Source organism: Paraburkholderia sp. JPY419, assembly GCF_050435705.1.
In the GTDB taxonomy this organism is placed as follows: Bacteria; Pseudomonadota; Gammaproteobacteria; order Burkholderiales; family Burkholderiaceae; genus Paraburkholderia; species Paraburkholderia youngii.
Map to the genome: position 1 here is coordinate 2155255 of NZ_JBNDKV010000002.1, position 18325 is coordinate 2173579.

The following is an 18325-nucleotide window of genomic DNA, read 5'->3' on the forward strand; positions in this document are numbered from 1 at the left end:
TTTTGACTGGAACGAACATGTTTGCCGCTCTTTCGCACCCCCGGCTCGCCGATTGCCGCCGGCTGTTTTTGCGCAATTACGAAGTGCATATCAACATCGGCGTGCACGACTTCGAAAAGCGCGGCGAGCAGCGCGTCGTGATCAACGTCGAACTGTTCGTGCCGCTCGCGATGTCCACGCCGGTTCACGACAAGCTCACCGAAGTCGTCGACTACGATTTCATGCGCTCGACGATCGCCAAGCGCGTGTCGCAAGGCCATATTCATCTGCAGGAAACGCTGTGCGACGACCTCGTGCGCGTGATGCTCGAACATCCGCAGGTGCGCGGCGCGCGCGTGTCGACCGAGAAGCCGGACGTGTATCCGGACTGCGATGCGGTCGGTGTCGAAGTCTTCCGCATCAAGGAGGACTGAGCGATGAATGCACCGGAAATGCTGAACGCAGGCAACCAGGCCGCCGAGGCCACCACGGCCCCGAACGCCCCGCGCGCCCCGAAATCGCCGCTCACGCGCCGCGAGCAGAAGGAAGCGTACGAGAACAACAAGCTGTTCAAGCGCCTCGCGCGCCAGGTCGGCCAGGCGATCGGCGACTACAACATGATCGAGGACGGCGACAAGGTGATGGTGTGCCTGTCGGGCGGCAAAGACAGCTACGCGATGCTCGACATCCTGATGCGGCTGCGCGAGCGCGCGCCGATCAATTTCGACATCGTCGCGGTCAACCTCGACCAGAAGCAGCCGGGCTTCCCCGAGCACGTGCTGCCCGAGTACTTGACCCAGCTCGACATCCCGTTCCACATCGAGAACCAGGACACCTACAGCATCGTCAAGCGGCTCGTGCCGGAGGGCAAGACCACCTGCTCGCTTTGCTCGCGGCTGCGGCGCGGCATCCTGTATCGCGTCGCCGGCGAGCTCGGCGCGACCAAGATCGCGCTCGGCCATCATCGCGACGACATCCTGCAGACGCTGCTGCTGAATCTGTTCTACGGCGGCAAGCTGAAGGGCATGCCGCCCAAGCTGCAATCGGACGACGGCAAGAACATCGTGATCCGGCCGCTTGCCTACGTGAAGGAAACCGATCTGGAGAAGTACGCGGAGCTGCGCGAATTCCCGATCATTCCGTGCAATCTGTGCGGTAGCCAACCAAACCTGAAGCGCGCGGAAATGAAGGCGCTGGTCCGCGACTGGGAGAAGCGTTTCCCCGGCCGCATCGAGAACATGTTCAACGCGCTGTCGAACGTAGTGCCGTCGCATCTGATGGATCACCAGCTGTTTCCGTTCGCGGGGTTGCGCGCGACCGGTGAGGCCGACCCGCAAGGCGACATCGCGTTCGACGAAGAACCGTGCTCGAGCGGCGACGAAGGTGCACCGCTCACCGGCCCGAAGACTATTCCGCTGGTCCAGTTCGACGACCTGTAGAGAGCGAAAACTGCTTGTTTTGGCGGCATTCGGGCGGTTTTCCGCTGGCTTGCACGCCCCGCCGAGGCCGCGTCTGCGGCCTTTTTTGCAGGTGCAGCATGATAGAATCGTGCGCTCCAAACTCGTCTATTTGCCGACGCCATGAACATCGTCATTTTGGCGGCAGGTACCGGCAAGCGCATGCGGTCCGCGCTTCCCAAGGTGCTCCATCCTCTGGCCGGCCGGCCGCTCCTCGCTCATGTCATCGACACCGCCCGCGCGCTGAGGCCCGCGCGCCTGATCGTCGTGATCGGCCACGGCGCCGAAGCCGTGCGCGAAGCCGTCGCGGCGCCCGATATCCAGTTCGCGGTGCAGGAGCAACAGCTCGGCACCGGCCACGCGGTGCAGCAGGCGCTGCCGTTGCTCGATCTTTCGTTGCCCACGCTGGTGCTCTATGGCGACGTGCCGCTCACGCGCGCGCAAACGCTGCGCGCACTGACAGAGCGCGCCGGGCAGGACGGCTACGGCGTACTCACGGTCACGCTCGACGACCCGAACGGCTACGGCCGCATCGTGCGCGATCAGCATGGCAACGTGCAGCGCATCGTCGAGCAGAAGGACGCAAATCCGGAGCAGCTGAAGATCGCTGAAATCAACACCGGCATCATCGTCGCGCCGACCGCGCGCCTTGCCGGCTGGCTCGCGGCGCTCAAGAACGACAACGCGCAAGGCGAGTTCTATCTGACCGACGCGGTCGAGATGGCGATCGAAGCCGGCCTCGAAGTCGTCACCACGCAGCCTGACGACGAGTGGGAAACGCTCGGCGTCAACAGCAAGCAGCAACTCGCCGAACTTGAGCGGATTCATCAGCGCAACGTCGCCGACGCGCTGCTCGTCGCGGGCGTGACGCTCGCCGACCCCGCGCGCGTCGACGTGCGCGGCACGCTCGAATGCGGCCGCGACGTATCGATCGACGTCAACTGCGTGTTCGAAGGCAGCGTGTCGCTCGCTGACAACGTCAGCATCGGGCCGAACTGCGTGATTCGCAACGCGCGAATCGGCGCGGGTACGCGGGTCGATGCGTTCACGCACATCGAAGGCGCGGAAGTGGGCGCGAAAGCCGTTGTCGGTCCGTATGCGCGCTTGCGCACAGGCGCGGCGCTGCAAGACGAGTCTCATGTAGGGAACTTCGTCGAGATCAAGAACGCTGTGCTCGGTCATGGCTCGAAAGCCAACCACCTCAGCTACATCGGCGACGCGGATGTCGGTGCGCGCGTGAATATCGGCGCGGGCACGATCACCTGCAACTACGACGGCGCCAATAAATTCCGCACCGTGATCGAGGACGACGTGTTCGTCGGCTCGGACACGCAACTGGTCGCACCGGTGCGCGTGCAGCGCGGCGCGACGATCGCGGCCGGCACCACGGTGTGGAAAGACGTCGCCGCGAATGCGCTGGTGTTGAACGATAAAACCCAGACGAGCAAGACGGGCTACGTGCGCCCAGTCAAAAAGAAAAGCTGATCGATATGGCGTGCCCACGAGGCGCGCTCACTGAATTCGGCACTGAAAAGGAATACACCATGTGCGGCATTGTCGGCGCGGTTGCGCAACGTAATATCGTTCCCGTCCTGATCGAAGGACTGCGACGTCTCGAATATCGCGGCTACGATTCGTGCGGCGTCGCCGTGCTCGGCGCTCGCGGGCCGAGCCGCGCACGCAGCGTCGCGCGCGTCGCCGACCTCGACGCTCAGGTGCGCGAAGGTCACCTCGAAGGCGTGACGGGCATCGCGCATACACGCTGGGCCACGCATGGCGCGCCGGTCACCGATAACGCGCACCCGATCTTCTCGCGCGACGCGCTGGCGTTGGTACACAACGGCATCATCGAGAACTACGAGACCTTGCGCGAAATGCTTCGTGGCAAGGGTTATGAGTTCGTGTCGCAAACCGACACCGAGGTTATTGCTCACCTGATCCATAGCCTATATCGCGGCGACCTGTTCGCCGCGGTGCGCGAAGCCATCGCACAACTGCACGGCGCGTATGCGATCGCGGTGCTGCATAAGGACCAGCCGCATACGGTGGTCGGCGCCCGCCAGGGCTCGCCGCTCGTGGTCGGACTCGGCGACGGTGAAAACTTCCTGGCCTCGGACGCGCTCGCGCTCGCCGGCAGCACCGAGCGCTTCATCTTCCTCGAGGAAGGCGACGTGTGCGAACTGTCGCTCGATGGCGTGCGCATCGCCGATCGCCAGGGCGAGATCGCGCAACGCGAGGTACGTCAGGTCGCGGCCTATGGCGGCGCGGTCGAACTCGGCCCGTATCGCCACTTCATGCAGAAGGAAATCTTCGAGCAGCCGCGCGCGATCACCGACACGATTCCGCAAGCCGACGCGTTCGATGCGTCGATCTTCGGCGAAGGCGCGCGCCAGGTGTTCGCGGACATCGACAGCCTGCTGATTCTCGCGTGCGGCACGAGCTACTACTCCGGACTCACCGCCAAGTACTGGCTCGAATCGGTCGCGAAGATTCCGACTCAGGTCGAGATCGCGAGCGAGTATCGCTATCGCGAGTCGGTGCCGAATCAGAAGTCGCTGGTGGTGGTGATCTCGCAGTCGGGCGAAACCGCCGACACGCTCGCGGCGCTCAAGCACGCGCAGGAACTCGGCCACCCGCACACGCTCGCGATCTGCAACGTCGGCACGAGCGCGATGGTGCGGCAGACCGAGTTGTCGTTCCTCACGCATGCGGGCCGCGAGATCGGCGTCGCGTCGACCAAGGCATTCACGACGCAGCTGGTCGCACTGTTCACGCTGGCGGCAACGCTCGCGAAGCTGCGCGGACGTTTGAGCGACGAGCAGGAAGCGAGTTATCTGAAGCAGTTGCGCCACCTGCCGGCCGCGCTGAACAGCGTGCTCGCGCTGGAGCCGCAGATCATCGCCTGGTCGGAGGAGTTTTCGCGCAAGGAACACGCATTGTTCCTCGGACGCGGCATGCATTATCCGATCGCGCTCGAAGGCGCGCTGAAGCTCAAGGAAATTTCGTATATCCACGCCGAGGCGTATCCGGCTGGCGAGCTGAAGCACGGGCCGTTGGCGCTCGTGACCGAAGCGATGCCGGTGGTGACGGTTGCGCCGAATGACGCACTGCTCGAAAAGCTGAAGTCGAACATCCAGGAAGTGCGCGCGCGCGGCGGCGAGCTGTATGTGTTCGCCGATGCGGATACGAAAATCGTCAACGGCGAAGGGCTGCATGTGATCCGGATGCCGGAGCACTATGGCTTGCTGTCGCCGATCCTGCACGTGGTGCCGCTGCAGTTGCTCGCGTATCACACCGCGTGTGCGCGTGGCACGGATGTGGATAAGCCGCGCAATCTGGCGAAGTCGGTGACGGTGGAGTGACGACGAAGCAGAAGACGTAACGACGGCGGCGGCGACGAACCCGGCCGCCGGCTCCCGCCAAATCAGCCGCACCGCCATTCGGTGCGGTGCGGCTGACGAAACATCCACCGCTCAAATCGGCATCTGTCGTTCCACGATGCCTCGACGTGACGACGCCACATCGACTACCCTCTGTCGACATCCCGTGGCCACGTCACCATGAAGACCTCATCTCGCAACACGCTCACCGAGAAGCTCAAGTCGCGAGTCGTACTGATCGCGCTGTTCGTCGGTTCGATGTGGGCCGTGTTCTTTCTGTCGGTTGCGTTGCCGTTCCTGCATCTGGACGAACACGGTGTCGTGCCGCGTACGTTCGGCGGCTTGCAAGGGATTCTGTTCGCACCGTGGCTGCATGCGAGCGTCGGGCATATCGCGGCCAACACGAGCGGGCTCGTCGTACTGGGCTGGCTGTGTACGTGGCCGCACATCGGGGGCTTCTGGCGCGCGACCATCGGCGCAATGCTCGGCGCCGGTCTTTGCGCGTGGCTGTTCGGCGCGCCGTATTCGGTGCATATCGGCGCGAGTGGACTGGTGTTCGGCTATGCGGGTTACCTGGTCGCACGCGGCTACTACACGCGCAATCTGGCGTCGATCCTCGTGGCTCTAGTCGTGGTCGGCAGCTACGGTCTGAGTTTGCTGTTCGGTGTGCTGCCGATCTATCCCGATGTGTCATGGCAGAGCCATATCGGCGGCGTGATCGGCGGTGTGCTCGCGGCACGCTCGGGGGCTGGGGCTGCGCGCCGGGTGCGGGCGCGCTGATGGAGACCTCGCCGTTCGTTGGAATGGACCCGGTTCGGGGCGTCCCGGCCTACAACTCCGGCCGCGCCAGATCGCTCGCGACGATGTGTTCGCCATACACCTGCGCGGCCGCGAGTGCTTCGACGCGGCTCGGATGCGGGCCGAGTTCCGGCGCGCCGTCGAACGGAAACAGCACGCGGCCGTCGGTCGTGCGCACGACCTTCAACACGCCAAAGAAGCGCCGGTAGCCGGCCATCTTCGCGCTCGCCGAAATCTCGAAGTCGTCGTCCGATGTGCCCGGGACGCTGGGAATAAACGCGGTCTTGCTCATAGCTGAAAACATCGGTTGTTCATCGAGGCGGTGCGCAACGCGATGCGCACGGCGGACGTGCATTGTCTCAAATCCGCGCGAACGATGAAGCGAGCGGCCCCCTCGCCACGCGATCGAGCGCTTCGAGCGCGATGACCCGAGCTCTCATCCGTACACGAGCAAGTTCGATTGCTACCTCGATAGAAAAGTGCAACTAACTGCACAAGAGTTGCGAGCCAAAAGCTGTTCGACGACCCCGCCTCGCAACGCTGACCTATGGCTATGACCCGAAGACCGAAGCGGTCAAATAAGCGGATCGAAAAATGCGGAGAGTTCTGGTCAGCCTTGATTTAAAAGACAAAAACTGTCGAAGAAAGGCTCCGTAGTGCACCGCGGAGCTATAATGCGCGGATCTTTGCTTCCCCTGACGTCCACCATGAGCCGGTTACTTTGCCTGATGGTGCTTTCGCTCGGCCTCGCGCAAACCGCGGCGGCCGACGAAAACACCGACCGAATATCGGCGTACCTGACGCAGAAATTCGGTGTGGGCAAAGAAAAAGCTCAAAAGATCTCCGACGCGGTGCAATCCGCCGCCAACAAATACTCCCTCCCTCCGGCGCTGCTGCTCGCCATCATCTCGATCGAATCCCGTTTCAAGGAAAAGGCTCGCGGCGCCAATGGCGCGACGGGGCTGATGCAGGTCGTGCCGCAGGCGCACCGCGGGCTGCTGCGCAACGTGAAGGACCTGACCGAACCCGGTGCGAACATCGAAGCCGGTTCGGCGATCCTATACGGCTACATGCGCTCGGCGAACGGCGATCTGAATACGGCACTGAAGAGCTATGGCGGCTCGAAGGCCTATGCGCAGAAGGTGAATCTGCGCATCGAAGATTTCGCGGCGGTTGCGACGCCCGCGGACGGCGCTTCAGGAGCCGCCGGGCGGGCCGCGTCGTGCGAGGCGGATCGTTGCGCCGGTGTGAACCCGTGGGCCGACGCGTTCAGCCTACCGGCGGCGCTCACTACACCTGTGGCACCTGCGGCGAGCGGGGCTGCCGCGGCCTCAGGGTCGAGTTCGGCCGCGACAGCGGGCTCGACGCGCACGACATCGAACTAGCCGCGCCGGCGCGGCTTTTACTCCCGTTTTCGCCCGTACGTGCTGCGAAGGTCGGGCGGCGTGCATCGATGTGCTGTGTTACATGACGTAATGGGGTTCGGGCTCCGGCTTGCACGCTTTTTACGCACATAGCGCTGCCCGCTCTACAATGCATTCCCATTCGCGCTCACGAGGCGCTTCTTGCACCTGATCATGCAGACCCCCTTCTCCCGCACCACCGCCGCGGCCCTGTTCGGGCTGCTCGCGCTCACCGCATGCAGCGGCAGCACGCCGCAACCCAAATTCACGCAGGAACTGTTCGAAACCGGCGCAAGCCCGTACGCGCGCAATTTCAATTCGAGTACCGGCGATAGCTGCGAAGCCGCGCGCCGCGCACTGCTGAGTCAAGGCTATCTGACGACGATGTCGCGCCCCGATACCGTCGACGGCACGAAGAATTTTCAGCCGACCGGCGATTCACACGTGGTCGTCGAATTTCACGTCGTCTGCACGCCCGGCGAAGAGGCGGCCAATACCAGCATCGTTTATGTGAACGCGGTACAGAACGGCTTCGCGTTGAAGAAGAGCGATACGTCGGCGAGCGTCGGGCTCAGCGTGCTCGGTTCGCTGTCGCTGCCGATTCGCTCGAATAGCGACGCGATGGTGAAGATCTCGAGCGAAACGATCCCGTCTGGGAAGTTCTACGACCGCTTTTTCAGCCTCGTCGATCATTACTTGCAGACCGTCGTGCGTACGCAGCCGGTGACGAGCAGTTCGATCGAAACGCGCACGCTGCCAATGCAGGTAGCCACGCCGCTCCAGCTGACGATTCCTGATCCGGTCCCCGAGCCGGTACCGGCGACGACTCCCGCTGCCGTTCAGGCGACGCCGGCAGTGTCGGTTCAGGCGACGCAGCCATCTGCGGTTCAAGCTGTCCAATCAGCGCCCGCCCCAGTGCAGTTAACCGCGCCCGCACCGGTTTCGCTCACGACGCCGTCGCCAACCTCTGCGGTCCAACCAACCGACCCGATTGGCCAGGCCGCTGCGATCGAACCCGCGAGCGGCACGGCGTCTCTGGTGCCGTGACAGCGCGCGGCGGCTTTCGCATCGCGGCGGATCAAGATCCGATCAGCCTTTGATTCAGGCGCGCAGCCAGATTCACCTTATGGTGTTTACTTGGTACGTATACATACGTAGTAGTAGTTAACAAGGGTTAACCGATTCTGTGGATAAGTCGCAAATGTCCCGCCGCTTCAACATCATGCGAAACCGATAACCCTGCGGAACACGTCGGTAGAAAAACTACATAGCTGGGATAAGTTCGAACACGCGTTAACCGACCCCAGCTTTATCAAGATTTCGCGCACAGGCTGTTCGTCGTGCTATCCCGAAGTTATTCAGAGGTCGCTGTGGATAACCGTTGCCCGCACCTGCGCTTCGCGCGATGCGAAGCGCTCGCCAACGCACAGAATTTCGGCCACCGAACGCGCACATTGATGACGCGGTACGAAGATTGCGCGCCTTCTTATTGCAAGCGCAACTGTTGCTATTTCGTCAAAAACCATTTGCCCAGCGAACAATCCGGCATAGAGTTAAAGTGCTTTGTGAGGTTTCTGGTGCAGTGCGGGGGATGTATGAAACGCAGATCAGCAGGACAGCTAGTCCGTCTTCTGTCGGACCTTCGACATGCGGCCCATTGCAGATCGTTGCGGGCGGCCGCAACCAATCGGATGATGGCGCTGGCAGCCGCCGAGGCTGCCGAGAACGGCGACACCACTCGCGACGACGACGGTCCCGAGTCCACGCGCAATGCGCAGCGCGACAAGCTGTTCCGGAGCAGATCATGAGAACCGCGAGCGAACAGTCGTTGCGGTTTCTGGTCGACAAGTGGCTTTCGCCATCGCCGGCGGAGCCGGTTCACGTGACGGAGTTCAGCCGCACGCGCACCGGCGGGCGGCGTTATGTGCGGGTGGAAACTTCGTCGGAAGAGGGCGCGCGCGGTTTGTTCTTCTTTCGGCACGACGACGGCTGCTGGTGTGTGTTTCCGCCGACCGCCGATACGCCGAGCCTATTCGCTCATCCGCGCGCGGCATAGTTGGGCGAATGGGCAAGACGCCTGCCGGTGCGCGTCGCGCACCGAGCGTCGGCATCGAATCGTTTTAACCGCTGTCAGTCACAACCCCTGCGGAGCACGCTGCCGGGCGCGTTTCCAGCCCGGCAGTACCTGACACACGATCAATCCCGCGAGCATCAGCGCACAGCCGAACAATGCGCGCGCCGTCAGCGTCTCACCGAGCACGAGCCAGCCCGCGAACGCCGCGAACACGCCTTCCATGCTGAAAATCACCGCCGCGTGCGAAGGCGCCGCATAGCGCTGCGCGACCACCTGGATCGTATACGCGACGCCCACCGATAATGCACCGCCGTACGCGATCATCGGCGCGGCTCGCACAATTACCGCGGCGCTAACGGGCTCGACGACGAGGCCAATCGACAGACACGCGAGCCCACAGGTCACGAACTGCACGAGCGCGAGCATCAGCGTGTCGTGGCGCGCCGCGAAGCGGCCGACCAGCATCATCTGTGCGGAAATCACCAGCGCCCCGGCGAGCTGATACCAGTCGCCATACAGCATCGAGAAGTGCTCGTCGACGCTCAGGAAGTACATGCCAACGGCCGCGAGCAGCGCGCCAAGCCATGTACCTAGGCCGGTCCGGTGGCGAAACAGCACGCCGAGCAGCGGCACGATCACCACATACAGCGAACTTATGAAGCCCGCGTTGGCGATCTTCGTGTACTGCAGGCCGATCTGCTGCAGCGAGATCGACACGGCCAGCACGACACCGAGCAGCCCGCCCGCGCCAAGCAGTTCGCGGGCGCCGCCAGGCGCGCGCTTCGTCAGTTCGGCGAGCGCCGGGCGGCGCACGCAGACGATCATCGTCAGCACGACGAGCCCGCCGAGCAAAAAGCGTAGGCCGGTGAACAGGAACGGGCCGATCGTATCGAGGCTCAGTCGCTGCGCGACGAACGCGGAGCCCCAGATCATCGCGGCGATCAGCATCAGCACGTTCGCGCGCAGGTGTTGGCGGGTGTCGGGATTCAAGGTTTGTTCTGTTTTGTTTTGTCGTGTGGATCGGGCTGGGAAGCCGCAAGGGCGCGCCACGCGGTGCGCAGCCCGTAAGGAATCGCTCACATGATACGCGGGCCTCGCGCGCCGGGCAGGCAAAGCCCGCGAGCCGCGCGATAATCGCGCAACGGCCGCGGTCGCCGCCGTGCGGACCGCAGTGATGAGGCGACTTGCAAACCGGACCGCGATCCCGGGCTCCTTCCACGAGCAAACGAAATGGACGACAAGGACTGGATCGCGGGCGCCGCGAAGGCGCTCGCGATCATCGAAGCATTCGACGAAGAACACGCGCGCATGACGCCGACGATGGTCGCCGCGCGCGCCGGCCTGTCACGGACGGCCGCACGCCGCTATCTGCTGACGCTGCGCGAGCTCGGCTACGTCGACACCGACGGCAAGCTGTTCTGGCTCGCACCCCGCGTGCTGCGGCTCGGGCAGTCTTACCTCGATTCGGCGCGGCTGCCGCGCACGGTGCAGCCGTTCCTGCAGCGGATCACCGCGACCGTGCAGGAAACCGCGCTGGTTGCGATTCTCGACGAACACGACGTCGTCTACGTCGCGCGCAACGGCGTGAATCGGGCGATGGCGGTCGGCTTCGTGACCGGCTCACGCGCGCCGGCGCCGTTATCGTCGGCGGGGCTTGTGCTGCTCGCATTTCAGCCGCCCGACAGCATCGACCCGTGGCTCGCGTCGTATCCGATCAAGGTTTTTTGCGCCGTACACCTATTCGACGGTCGACCGGCTCAGGGAAGTGCTCGGCGAAATCCGCCGCAACGGCTACGTGGTCACCGACCAGCAGCTTGAGATCGGGGTGCGCGGCGTCGCGGTGCCGTTGCGCGACCGGCACGGTACGGTGGTCGCGGCGATCAGCGTCACCATGCCGATCGGCGAGGAGTCGGCGAACGCCGCGCTGCACCGCGTTTTGCCGGCGCTGCAGGAGACCGCGAGCCTGCTGCGGAACCTTGTTTGAGCGCGGCGAAGCGGTCGGCGAGGCGCGCGGCAGGTGGCTTCACGGGGGAGTTGGTAGTGTCCCTGGTGCAACTTGCAGGTCGATGCAAGCACGCTCAAAGCAGGCTGTCTCCCGGAAAATACATATCGAGTTTTGCGCATGACAAACCGCCTACGCTTGGGTAATACTCTCCCGCGGGGAGCACAAGGCGCCTCGAAGTCCGGCCCGCTCTACCGTGTAGCTGTTGTATTCATTCACATTGACTAAGTCGTCTGGTTTGGGGATCAACACATGAAAAAAGTTATCGTCTCGCTCGCAGCCGCTTCGATCGCACTCGTTTCCGTTCAGGCTTTCGCACAGGCATCGGATGCCGCAGCTACGGAAGCAGCAAGCGCACCGAAGAAGCACCACATCAAGCAACTGAAGACCCACGGCAAGAAGGCACACGTTTCCGCTGCAGCTTCGGCCGCTGGCACGAACGACAAGGGCACGCAGAACTGAGCCGACGCCCGCTCGTCGGGCGTGCCATACCGCTGCACCGGGCCGCTTGCCGGTCGATGCAGCCGGTGAAGGCGGATGCGTTGCAAGCAAAAAGGCCAGAGCGCGAGCTCTGGCCTTTTTGCTTTTGCGGCGAATATTGCGCGCGGGAGGATCAGCCCGCGAGCCCGCGCCGGATCACTTCATCGAGCAAACCGTTCAGGCCGTCCGGATGCGTGGCGGCGCGCGTTTTCAATTCTTCCACCAGCCCGCTATTGAGCTTGCACGCAAACGGGACGAGGCCTTGCGCCTGATCGAGCTTGCGCTGCTCGCGCCGGTCGACTTTCGGCTCGGTCGCCGCGTTCTTGCCGCCGCGGTTCGCGGCCGCCTGCTTCATCGCGTTGCCCAGTTTCAGCGCCTTGTTCTTTTCAAGGTCGGTTTTTTTCATCGCCATCGGAAAGGCCTCTGCCAAATAGATCAACCCGCATTGTACGCAAGCGCGACGTCAGCCGACTCGCTCCGGCGCGCTGGCGGAGACGCTGTCCATCAACGCACGCATCCTCTGCCAATGCGTGCCTTCCCAGAACACCCGTCCGCATACATCGCAGGTGACGAAGCGGCTATGCCGCTGCAGCACGCCGTGCGGCACACGCGGGCCGGCTTCCTCGCGCCCGATTCGCCGCAGCGGCGCGTTGCATACCAGGCATAGCCGGAACGGTTGCGCGCTGCGCGCGAGATCGAGCCGCTCGAACACTTCGCGTAACTGCTCGCGCGGCCGCAGCGCGCGCACATAGCAGCCATGCGTGATGTTGCGGCGTTTGAGCAGCTCGCGGTCGCGCGTTAGCACGATGCGCTGTTGAGCGGCGGCGAGCGCCTCGATATCGGCGTCGGGAAAGTGGTTGTCATACAGCGTATCGAAGCCCGCGAGCCGCAATAGCGGCGCGAGGCCGCCGAGATGCGCGTCGGCGATGAAGCGCATCACGCGCAACGGACGCTCGCGCACACGCAGCAGCGGCTGGATGTCGAGCGCCTCGAACTTTGGATAGACCGCGACGCGGTCGCCGTCGGCGAGCGGATAATCGAAACCGACCGACTCGCCGTTCACGAGGATCAGCTCGACCTCGGTATGCGGCACACCGAGCACTTCGATCATGTGCTTGGTCGTCGCGTCGCGCGCGCAGACGCAGGTGAACGCGCGCCGGCGCAGCGGCCGGGCGATGAAGTCGTTCAGCTCCTCGTAGAAGCGGAATGTCGCAGTGACCATGCCCGCAGTATCGCACCGCCGGGGCGGCGTGTTGTCCTGCGCGTGTCGCATGAGTGTGCTTTACTTCGGGTTCTTTAGAAGACGGAGCGATAGATGGACATCGGTTTTATCGGTCTCGGCGAGATGGGCGCCGCGATGGTTGCAAACATTCTGAAAGCCGGGCACCAGGTGCGCGTGTGGAACCGCTCGCCGGAGAAGGCTCAGCCGCTGGCCGCGCTGGGCGCACAAGTGGTCGCCACGCCGGCTGAAGCGTTTGCGGGCGACGCCGTGTTTTCGATGCTCGCCGACGATGCCGCGCTGCGCGAAGTCATCACCGCGTCGCTGCTCGAACATGCGCCGCGTGGGCTGATCCACGCGAACATGGCGACGATTTCCGTGGCGCTCGCCGAGGAACTGGCGACCGCGCACGCGTCGCGCGGCGTGCACTATGTGGCCGCGCCGGTGCTCGGGCGGCCCGACGTCGCAGCCGCGGGCAAGCTGACGATCGTCGCGGGCGGCCCGGCCGAATCGATCGACCGGATCCAGCCGATTTTCGACGTGCTCGGCCAGAAGACCTGGCGCATCGGCTCGCTGCCGCAGCAGGCGAACGTGATGAAGCTGGCCGCGAACTTCATGCTCGGCGCGGCGATCGAGTCGCTCGGCGAAGCGGCCGCGCTCGTTACGGGCCACGGCGTCGGAATGCAGGACTTCCTCGATGTGATCACGAGCGGCCTGTTCCCGGGGCCGGTGTACTCGGGCTACGGCAAGCTGATCGCCGAGCAGCGCTTCGAACCGGCACTGTTCAAGGCGCGTCTGGGACTGAAGGACGTGCGCCTCGCCCTCGCCGCCGCCGATGCGGTGACGACGCCGATGCCGGTCGCAAGCGTGGTGCGCGACAGCCTGATCGAGGCGATCGCGCACGGCGACGGCGAGAAGGATTTCGCGGTGCTGGGCCAGGTGGCCGCGCGACGCGCCGGCCGTTGATCGTGGCCGTCGATCGCCGCACGCGAGCGGTCGACCCAATGTGACCGCATGGAGTCACGCTGGGCGGCAAGGCATAATGGCCGCCCGATTTCCCTACACCCGACCTCGATGACTCTGCATACCTGGTGGCTGTTCGTCGCCACCGTTTTCGTCGTTTCCGCGATTCCCGGTCCCAACATGCTGCTCGTAATGACGCACGGCGCCCAGCACGGTCTGCGCCGCGCGAGCGCGACGATGGCCGGCTGTCTGTCGGCGCTGGTGCTGATGCTGGCGGTATCGGCGGCGGGACTCGGCGTGTTTCTGGCGGCATGGCCGACCATGTTCAACGCACTGCGCATGATCGGCGCGGCCTACCTCGTGTATCTGGGCATCAAGGCATGGCGCGCGCCGGCCGACGAAGCCGCCGCGCAAACCGTCGACGACCTGGCGGTCAGGCCCGCGCGCTCGCGCTTCGCGCTGTTTCGCAACGGCTTTCTGGTCGCGAGCAGCAATCCGAAGGCGATTCTGTTCGCGGCAGCGCTGCTGCCGCAATTCATCGATGCCACCGAACCGAAGTTGCCGCAGTTCGGCGTGCTCCTCTCGACGTTCGCGTTGATCGAGGTCAGCTGGTATCTGGTGTACGCGGGTTTTGGTACACGCATCGGCGCGAAGCTGAAGAGCCGCAGCGTCGCGCGCATGTTCAACCGGCTGACGGGTGGTGTATTCGTGGGTTTCGGCGCGATGATGGCGCTGGTGCGGCACTGAGCACCGCGCCTGCCGGCAGACAAGGGGAAACTGAAGCGTATTTGTGTGACCGTTGTATGTTTGCAACATCGAGGGTCAACCCTAATTTGCATGTTGCAACGCACCAAGCGGTTTGCTATAGTACGTCTTGTCTCCTCCATGTCTCCTCTGATATGGATTCAGCCCGCCAACCTAGGCGGGCTTTTTTTTGCCCGGAATTCGCCGCGTGTACGCAAAGCGCCACCGCCGCGACCGGGGAAAATCAAGCTCAGAACTTTACGATGCGGCCACGAAGGAAGTGACCAAGTTCGCGGTATTAAAACGAGAAAGCCGGTCTTTATAGACCGGCTGGCTTTTTCGTAGGCTCGCAGCGAGGCTCGCGGGTCGACTCGCTTAGCGTTTCAGACCGCTGTCTTCGGTCGCGCCGATCGCGAGATTCATGCACTGGATCGCCGCACCCGACGCGCCCTTGCCGAGATTGTCCAGACGCGCGACGGTCACGAAGCGCTCCTCATTGCCGAACACGAACAGATCGACACGATTGGTGTCGTTGTTCGCCTGCACGTCGAAGAAGCCGTTGTCGAGGTTCGCGTCGGCGTCGAACGGTGCGACGTGCACGAATGCTTCGCCTGCGTAGTACTCGGCGAACAGAGTCTGCACGTCCTGCGGTGTCGTCTTCTTCGCGAGCTGGCCCGGCGAGAAGTACGTGGTGACCGCGAGGCCCTTGTAGAAGTCGCCAACGATCGGCGTGAAGATCGGCGCCGACTTCAGGCCCGTATGCGCGGCCATTTCCGGCAGATGCTTGTGCGTGAGGCCGAGCGCGTACGGGCGCGGGCTCTTCAGCCTGTCGTTGCCGCCGGCTTCGTAGTCGGCAATCATCTTCTTGCCGCCGCCGCTGTAGCCGGTGATCGAGTAGGCATGCGCGGCGAACTCGGGCGCGACGACGCCGCCTTCGACGAGCGGGCGCATCGCGAGCACGAACGCCGAGGCGTGGCAGCCCGGCACGGCGATGCGTTTGGCGGTGCGCAGCCGCTCGCGCTGCGAACGGGCCAACTCAGGCAGGCCGTAGGCCCAGTCGGGCGAGGTACGGAATGCGGTGCTCGCGTCGATCAGCACCGTGCGGTCGTTCTCGACAAGCGAAGCGGATTCGCGCGAGGCGACGTCGGGCAGACACAGGAACGTGACGTCCGATGCGTTGATGAGACGACGGCGCTCGTCCAGGTCCTTGCGCTTCGCTTCTTCGATACGCAGGATTTCGACGTCGGCGCGCTGCGACAGGTATTCAAAAATCTTCAGGCCGGTCGTGCCTTCCTGTCCGTCGACAAAAACTTTCGTGCTCATCTCACTCTCACTCGCTGGAACGGGGCGCGACGCCGCGCCGGAACGTTATTTTAAGACGTCATCGCCGCGATCGTGCGGTGCAGCGCGAAAAAACGACGATGCGCGCGCAACGTGACATCGGCGTGACCCGTTGCGCGGCAAATGCGGGCTGATGACCGAAGATGCACTACAGATGCGGCGCGACGCCGCTTCGGCGCCGTTCAGGCCGCTCTGCCATCAACCGCGCGCCGCGATCCAGCGCGCGGTGACGCCCGCGATGCGCGCGCCGAACAGGCGCGCGGTTTCGAGATCGCCCGGCGGCGGCGCTTCGTCGGGTGACGCATCGGCCGCCGATTGCGTGAGCAGGCCGGTAAAGCCGCCGACGAAGTTCAGATCGTTGCGCGTCGCGGCCTTCGTGTTCGACGGCATCATGCCGGTGCCCGCCCAGATCATGCTGTGCTGCATCGCCAGCGTGACGAAGTACTGGATCGTCGAGAACTTGTCGCCGTTCATCGTCGCCGAGTTCGTAAAGCCGGCCGCGATCTTGTCTTTCCACGCCTGGGAGAACCACGGTTTCGAGCTCGCATCGGCGAACTTCTTGAAGTCGGCCGACGGGCCGCCCATGTAGGTCGGCGCGCCGAAGATCAGCGCGTCGGCGGCGGCGAGCTCGTCCCACGAGGCGTCGTCGAGGTCGCCGACCGGCATCAACTTCGCGTGCGCACCGGCTTCGAGCGCGCCCGCGAGCACGGCTTCGGCGACCTTCTTCGTGTGGCCGTAGCCGCTGTGATAAACGATGACGATCTTCGACATGGACTGCTCCAGCAAGGCGACCCGGACGGTGATGGGAGACGAAACCCGATGCGGCGAGGCGGCGCGCCATGACGACCGCGCCGGCCGCCACTAGCGCCCGAAATTGACCACCAGCTTCGCGCTGCCGATCGCGGCCGTGCCGATCTCGTGATCGAACATCAACGCGGGACGCCCTTGCGCGAGACGCAGATCGGCCGAATTCAGCGCGTACACGGTGATGATATAGCGATGCGGTTTGCCGGGCGGCGGGCACGGGCCGCCATAGCCGTCCGTATCGAAGTCGTTGCGCGCTTCGACCGCGCCGAGCTTGCGCAGGAAACCGGACGAACTGGCATTCTCGGGCAGGCTGTCGACCGTGGCTGGGATGCCCGCGACCGCCCAGTGCCACCAGCCGCGCCCAGGCGCGTCCTCGTCGAACATCGTGATCGCGAAGCCGCGCGTGCCGGCCGGTGCGGCGCGCCATGAAAGCTGCGGTGAACGGTTGCCGCCCTTGCAGTCGCTCTGGTCGAACACCTGCGCATTCTGCACGGCGCCGCCCGCGCGCACGCTTGCGCTCGTCAGCGTGAACGGCTCGTCGGCGCAGGCACCGGCACTATGCGCCGCCAATAGTGCGAGCATCGCACCGACGGCGAGCGATCGATGCCACCAGGATGAAGCCAACGAAACAACCAGGCAACGCACGCGCATATGCCGGTTCTCCTGTCAGGGCGCGAGGCGCGGGTCCTCGCGATGGTCGTTGTCCTGAATTGTGCCCCAAGGTCGAATAAAGTCTAACACCAGCGCTGATTAGCTCTGCGACGCAATCTGTTCGCGTCCCGCGGAATTAGCAGATAGGAAATCAGCTATAGTAAGAGGACTATCGGGCGACCCTGGCTGTATTTATCTCGTTTAAATTGCGAGCGTCGAAAGAAGTGTTAGAAGTTGTGGAGACCGGTTTATCCGTCCAGAGGAGGACGATGCAAGTTTCACTCAGGGTCGTGGTGGCAGACGATCATCCGGTTATTCTGTTTGGTGCCGAAAATGCGCTTCACAAGTTTCCCGGTATGCAAGTCGTTGGGCGCGCAAGACAGTCGACTGAACTCATTAAATTGTTGCAATCCACCGGATGCGACGTGCTCGTCACCGACCTGGCCATGCCGGGCGGTCAGTACGGCGATGGCTTGCAGCTGATCGACTATTTGCGCCGCAATTTTCCGAACCTGCCCATTGTCGTGCTCACCATGCTCGAGAACGCCGCCTTACTGAAACGGCTCAAGGAGCTTGGCGTGACGTCGGTCGTGAACAAGTCGGACGATCTAAGCCATATTGCGCTTGCGGTACAGCACGTCGGCCGTCGCATGACCTATATGAGTCCGTCGGTGAAGGCGGTGCTCGAAGGGTTGCGGGTCAATTCGGCCGGCAAGCGCGACGACTCGAAGCTGTCCAGGCGCGAACTCGAAGTCGTGCGGCTGTTCGTATCGGGTATGACGATCAAGGAAATTTCGGAGCGTTTGAATCGCAGCATCAAGACGATCAGCACGCAGAAAAATGCAGCCATGCGCAAGCTCGGAATCGATCGCGACTCCCAACTATTCCAGTATGCGCAGAGCAATGGTTTGCTGAATCTGTCGTCGAACGCGGCCAGGAACATCGCGAACGATTCCTGATATCGCGCCTCGTTTTGTCCGCCGCGTAATCGGCGAAAGGTAATCGGCAATATGCAATCGGCGATAAA

General features: G+C 63.7%; 19 protein-coding genes and 1 pseudogene. 13 read left to right on the forward strand and 7 right to left on the reverse strand.

Features of this window, described 5'->3' with window-relative positions; all coding sequences use genetic code 11:
• Positions 1–17: 17 nt before the first annotated feature.
• The 5 genes from QFZ91_RS15920 (at position 18) to QFZ91_RS15940 (ending at position 5596) form a co-directional block, all read left to right on the forward strand.
• Complete coding sequence (locus QFZ91_RS15920) at positions 18–413, forward strand: dihydroneopterin aldolase (protein WP_013090805.1); 396 nt, start codon at positions 18–20, stop codon at positions 411–413.
• A 3-nt stretch (positions 414–416) separates the two neighbouring features.
• Positions 417–1418, forward strand: a complete 1002-nt coding sequence (ttcA, locus tag QFZ91_RS15925) for a tRNA 2-thiocytidine(32) synthetase TtcA (RefSeq protein ID WP_429567786.1) — start codon at positions 417–419, stop codon at positions 1416–1418.
• A 141-nt stretch (positions 1419–1559) separates the two neighbouring features.
• A complete protein-coding gene (gene glmU / locus QFZ91_RS15930) occupies positions 1560–2921 on the forward strand; it encodes a bifunctional UDP-N-acetylglucosamine diphosphorylase/glucosamine-1-phosphate N-acetyltransferase GlmU (protein ID WP_176380106.1) in 1362 nt (453 codons plus the stop codon).
• 59 nt (positions 2922–2980) lie between these two features.
• Positions 2981–4798 (forward strand): glutamine--fructose-6-phosphate transaminase (isomerizing), encoded by a 1818-nt coding sequence (gene glmS / locus QFZ91_RS15935; protein WP_429567787.1) that lies wholly within the window; start codon positions 2981–2983, stop codon positions 4796–4798.
• Positions 4799–4996: 198 nt separating this feature from the next.
• Positions 4997–5596 (forward strand): rhomboid family intramembrane serine protease, encoded by a 600-nt coding sequence (locus tag QFZ91_RS15940; protein WP_176380108.1) that lies wholly within the window; start codon positions 4997–4999, stop codon positions 5594–5596.
• Between the two features lie 49 nt (positions 5597–5645).
• Here the strand turns inward: QFZ91_RS15940 and QFZ91_RS15945 are convergent, their stop codons facing one another.
• Positions 5646–5906: a DUF6723 family protein gene (locus tag QFZ91_RS15945; RefSeq protein WP_176124588.1), complete on the reverse strand. Its 261-nt coding sequence runs from the start codon at positions 5904–5906 to the stop codon at positions 5646–5648.
• 415 nt (positions 5907–6321) lie between these two features.
• Here QFZ91_RS15945 and QFZ91_RS15950 point away from each other — a divergent pair, with 415 nt between their 5' ends.
• The 3 genes from QFZ91_RS15950 (at position 6322) to QFZ91_RS15960 (ending at position 9073) form a co-directional block, all read left to right on the forward strand.
• Positions 6322–6999, forward strand: a complete 678-nt coding sequence (locus QFZ91_RS15950; RefSeq protein WP_429567788.1) for a lytic transglycosylase domain-containing protein — start codon at positions 6322–6324, stop codon at positions 6997–6999.
• A 192-nt stretch (positions 7000–7191) separates the two neighbouring features.
• Entirely contained in the window at positions 7192–8064 is an 873-nt protein-coding gene (locus QFZ91_RS15955) for a DUF2242 domain-containing protein (RefSeq protein ID WP_429567789.1), read from the forward strand.
• A 757-nt stretch (positions 8065–8821) separates the two neighbouring features.
• Complete coding sequence (locus tag QFZ91_RS15960) at positions 8822–9073, forward strand: hypothetical protein (protein ID WP_176110066.1); 252 nt, start codon at positions 8822–8824, stop codon at positions 9071–9073.
• Positions 9074–9151: 78 nt separating this feature from the next.
• Here the strand turns inward: QFZ91_RS15960 and QFZ91_RS15965 are convergent, their stop codons facing one another.
• On the reverse strand, positions 9152–10081 hold the full coding sequence (locus QFZ91_RS15965; protein ID WP_429567790.1) for a DMT family transporter: 930 nt from the start codon (positions 10079–10081) through the stop codon (positions 9152–9154).
• Positions 10082–10321: 240 nt separating this feature from the next.
• Here QFZ91_RS15965 and QFZ91_RS15970 point away from each other — a divergent pair.
• Positions 10322–11075: pseudogene (locus tag QFZ91_RS15970) on the forward strand (IclR family transcriptional regulator domain-containing protein).
• Positions 11076–11345: 270 nt separating this feature from the next.
• Complete coding sequence (locus tag QFZ91_RS15975) at positions 11346–11555, forward strand: hypothetical protein (protein WP_018432578.1); 210 nt, start codon at positions 11346–11348, stop codon at positions 11553–11555.
• Positions 11556–11706: 151 nt separating this feature from the next.
• Here QFZ91_RS15975 and QFZ91_RS15980 read toward each other — a convergent pair whose 3' ends face one another.
• Both QFZ91_RS15980 and QFZ91_RS15985 read right to left on the reverse strand, forming a co-directional pair.
• The gene (locus QFZ91_RS15980) at positions 11707–11985 is read right to left on the reverse strand and encodes a hypothetical protein (protein ID WP_176110069.1); all 279 of its coding nucleotides are present in this window, start codon (positions 11983–11985) and stop codon (positions 11707–11709) included.
• A gap of 51 nt (positions 11986–12036) precedes the next feature.
• Positions 12037–12795, reverse strand: coding sequence for a Mut7-C RNAse domain-containing protein (locus tag QFZ91_RS15985; protein WP_368586379.1), 759 nt, complete (start codon positions 12793–12795; stop codon positions 12037–12039).
• A 93-nt stretch (positions 12796–12888) separates the two neighbouring features.
• Between QFZ91_RS15985 and QFZ91_RS15990 the strand changes: the two genes are divergently transcribed.
• Positions 12889–13758, forward strand: a complete 870-nt coding sequence (locus tag QFZ91_RS15990; RefSeq protein WP_176110071.1) for an NAD(P)-dependent oxidoreductase — start codon at positions 12889–12891, stop codon at positions 13756–13758.
• A gap of 108 nt (positions 13759–13866) precedes the next feature.
• Entirely contained in the window at positions 13867–14502 is a 636-nt protein-coding gene (locus tag QFZ91_RS15995) for a LysE family translocator (RefSeq protein ID WP_429567791.1), read from the forward strand.
• 372 nt (positions 14503–14874) lie between these two features.
• Here the strand turns inward: QFZ91_RS15995 and argC are convergent, their stop codons facing one another.
• From argC to QFZ91_RS16010, 3 genes are all read right to left on the reverse strand, one after another.
• A complete protein-coding gene (gene argC / locus QFZ91_RS16000) occupies positions 14875–15822 on the reverse strand; it encodes an N-acetyl-gamma-glutamyl-phosphate reductase (protein ID WP_429567792.1) in 948 nt (315 codons plus the stop codon).
• 216 nt (positions 15823–16038) lie between these two features.
• Positions 16039–16611 (reverse strand): flavodoxin family protein, encoded by a 573-nt coding sequence (locus QFZ91_RS16005; protein ID WP_429567793.1) that lies wholly within the window; start codon positions 16609–16611, stop codon positions 16039–16041.
• Between the two features lie 90 nt (positions 16612–16701).
• The gene (locus tag QFZ91_RS16010; protein WP_429567794.1) at positions 16702–17298 is read right to left on the reverse strand and encodes a YbhB/YbcL family Raf kinase inhibitor-like protein; all 597 of its coding nucleotides are present in this window, start codon (positions 17296–17298) and stop codon (positions 16702–16704) included.
• Between the two features lie 269 nt (positions 17299–17567).
• Between QFZ91_RS16010 and QFZ91_RS16015 the strand changes: the two genes are divergently transcribed.
• Positions 17568–18257 carry a response regulator gene (locus QFZ91_RS16015; protein ID WP_429568654.1) on the forward strand — a complete coding sequence of 230 codons (690 nt, stop codon included), beginning with the start codon at positions 17568–17570 and terminating at the stop codon, positions 18255–18257.
• The last annotated feature ends 68 nt before the right edge of the window (positions 18258–18325 follow it).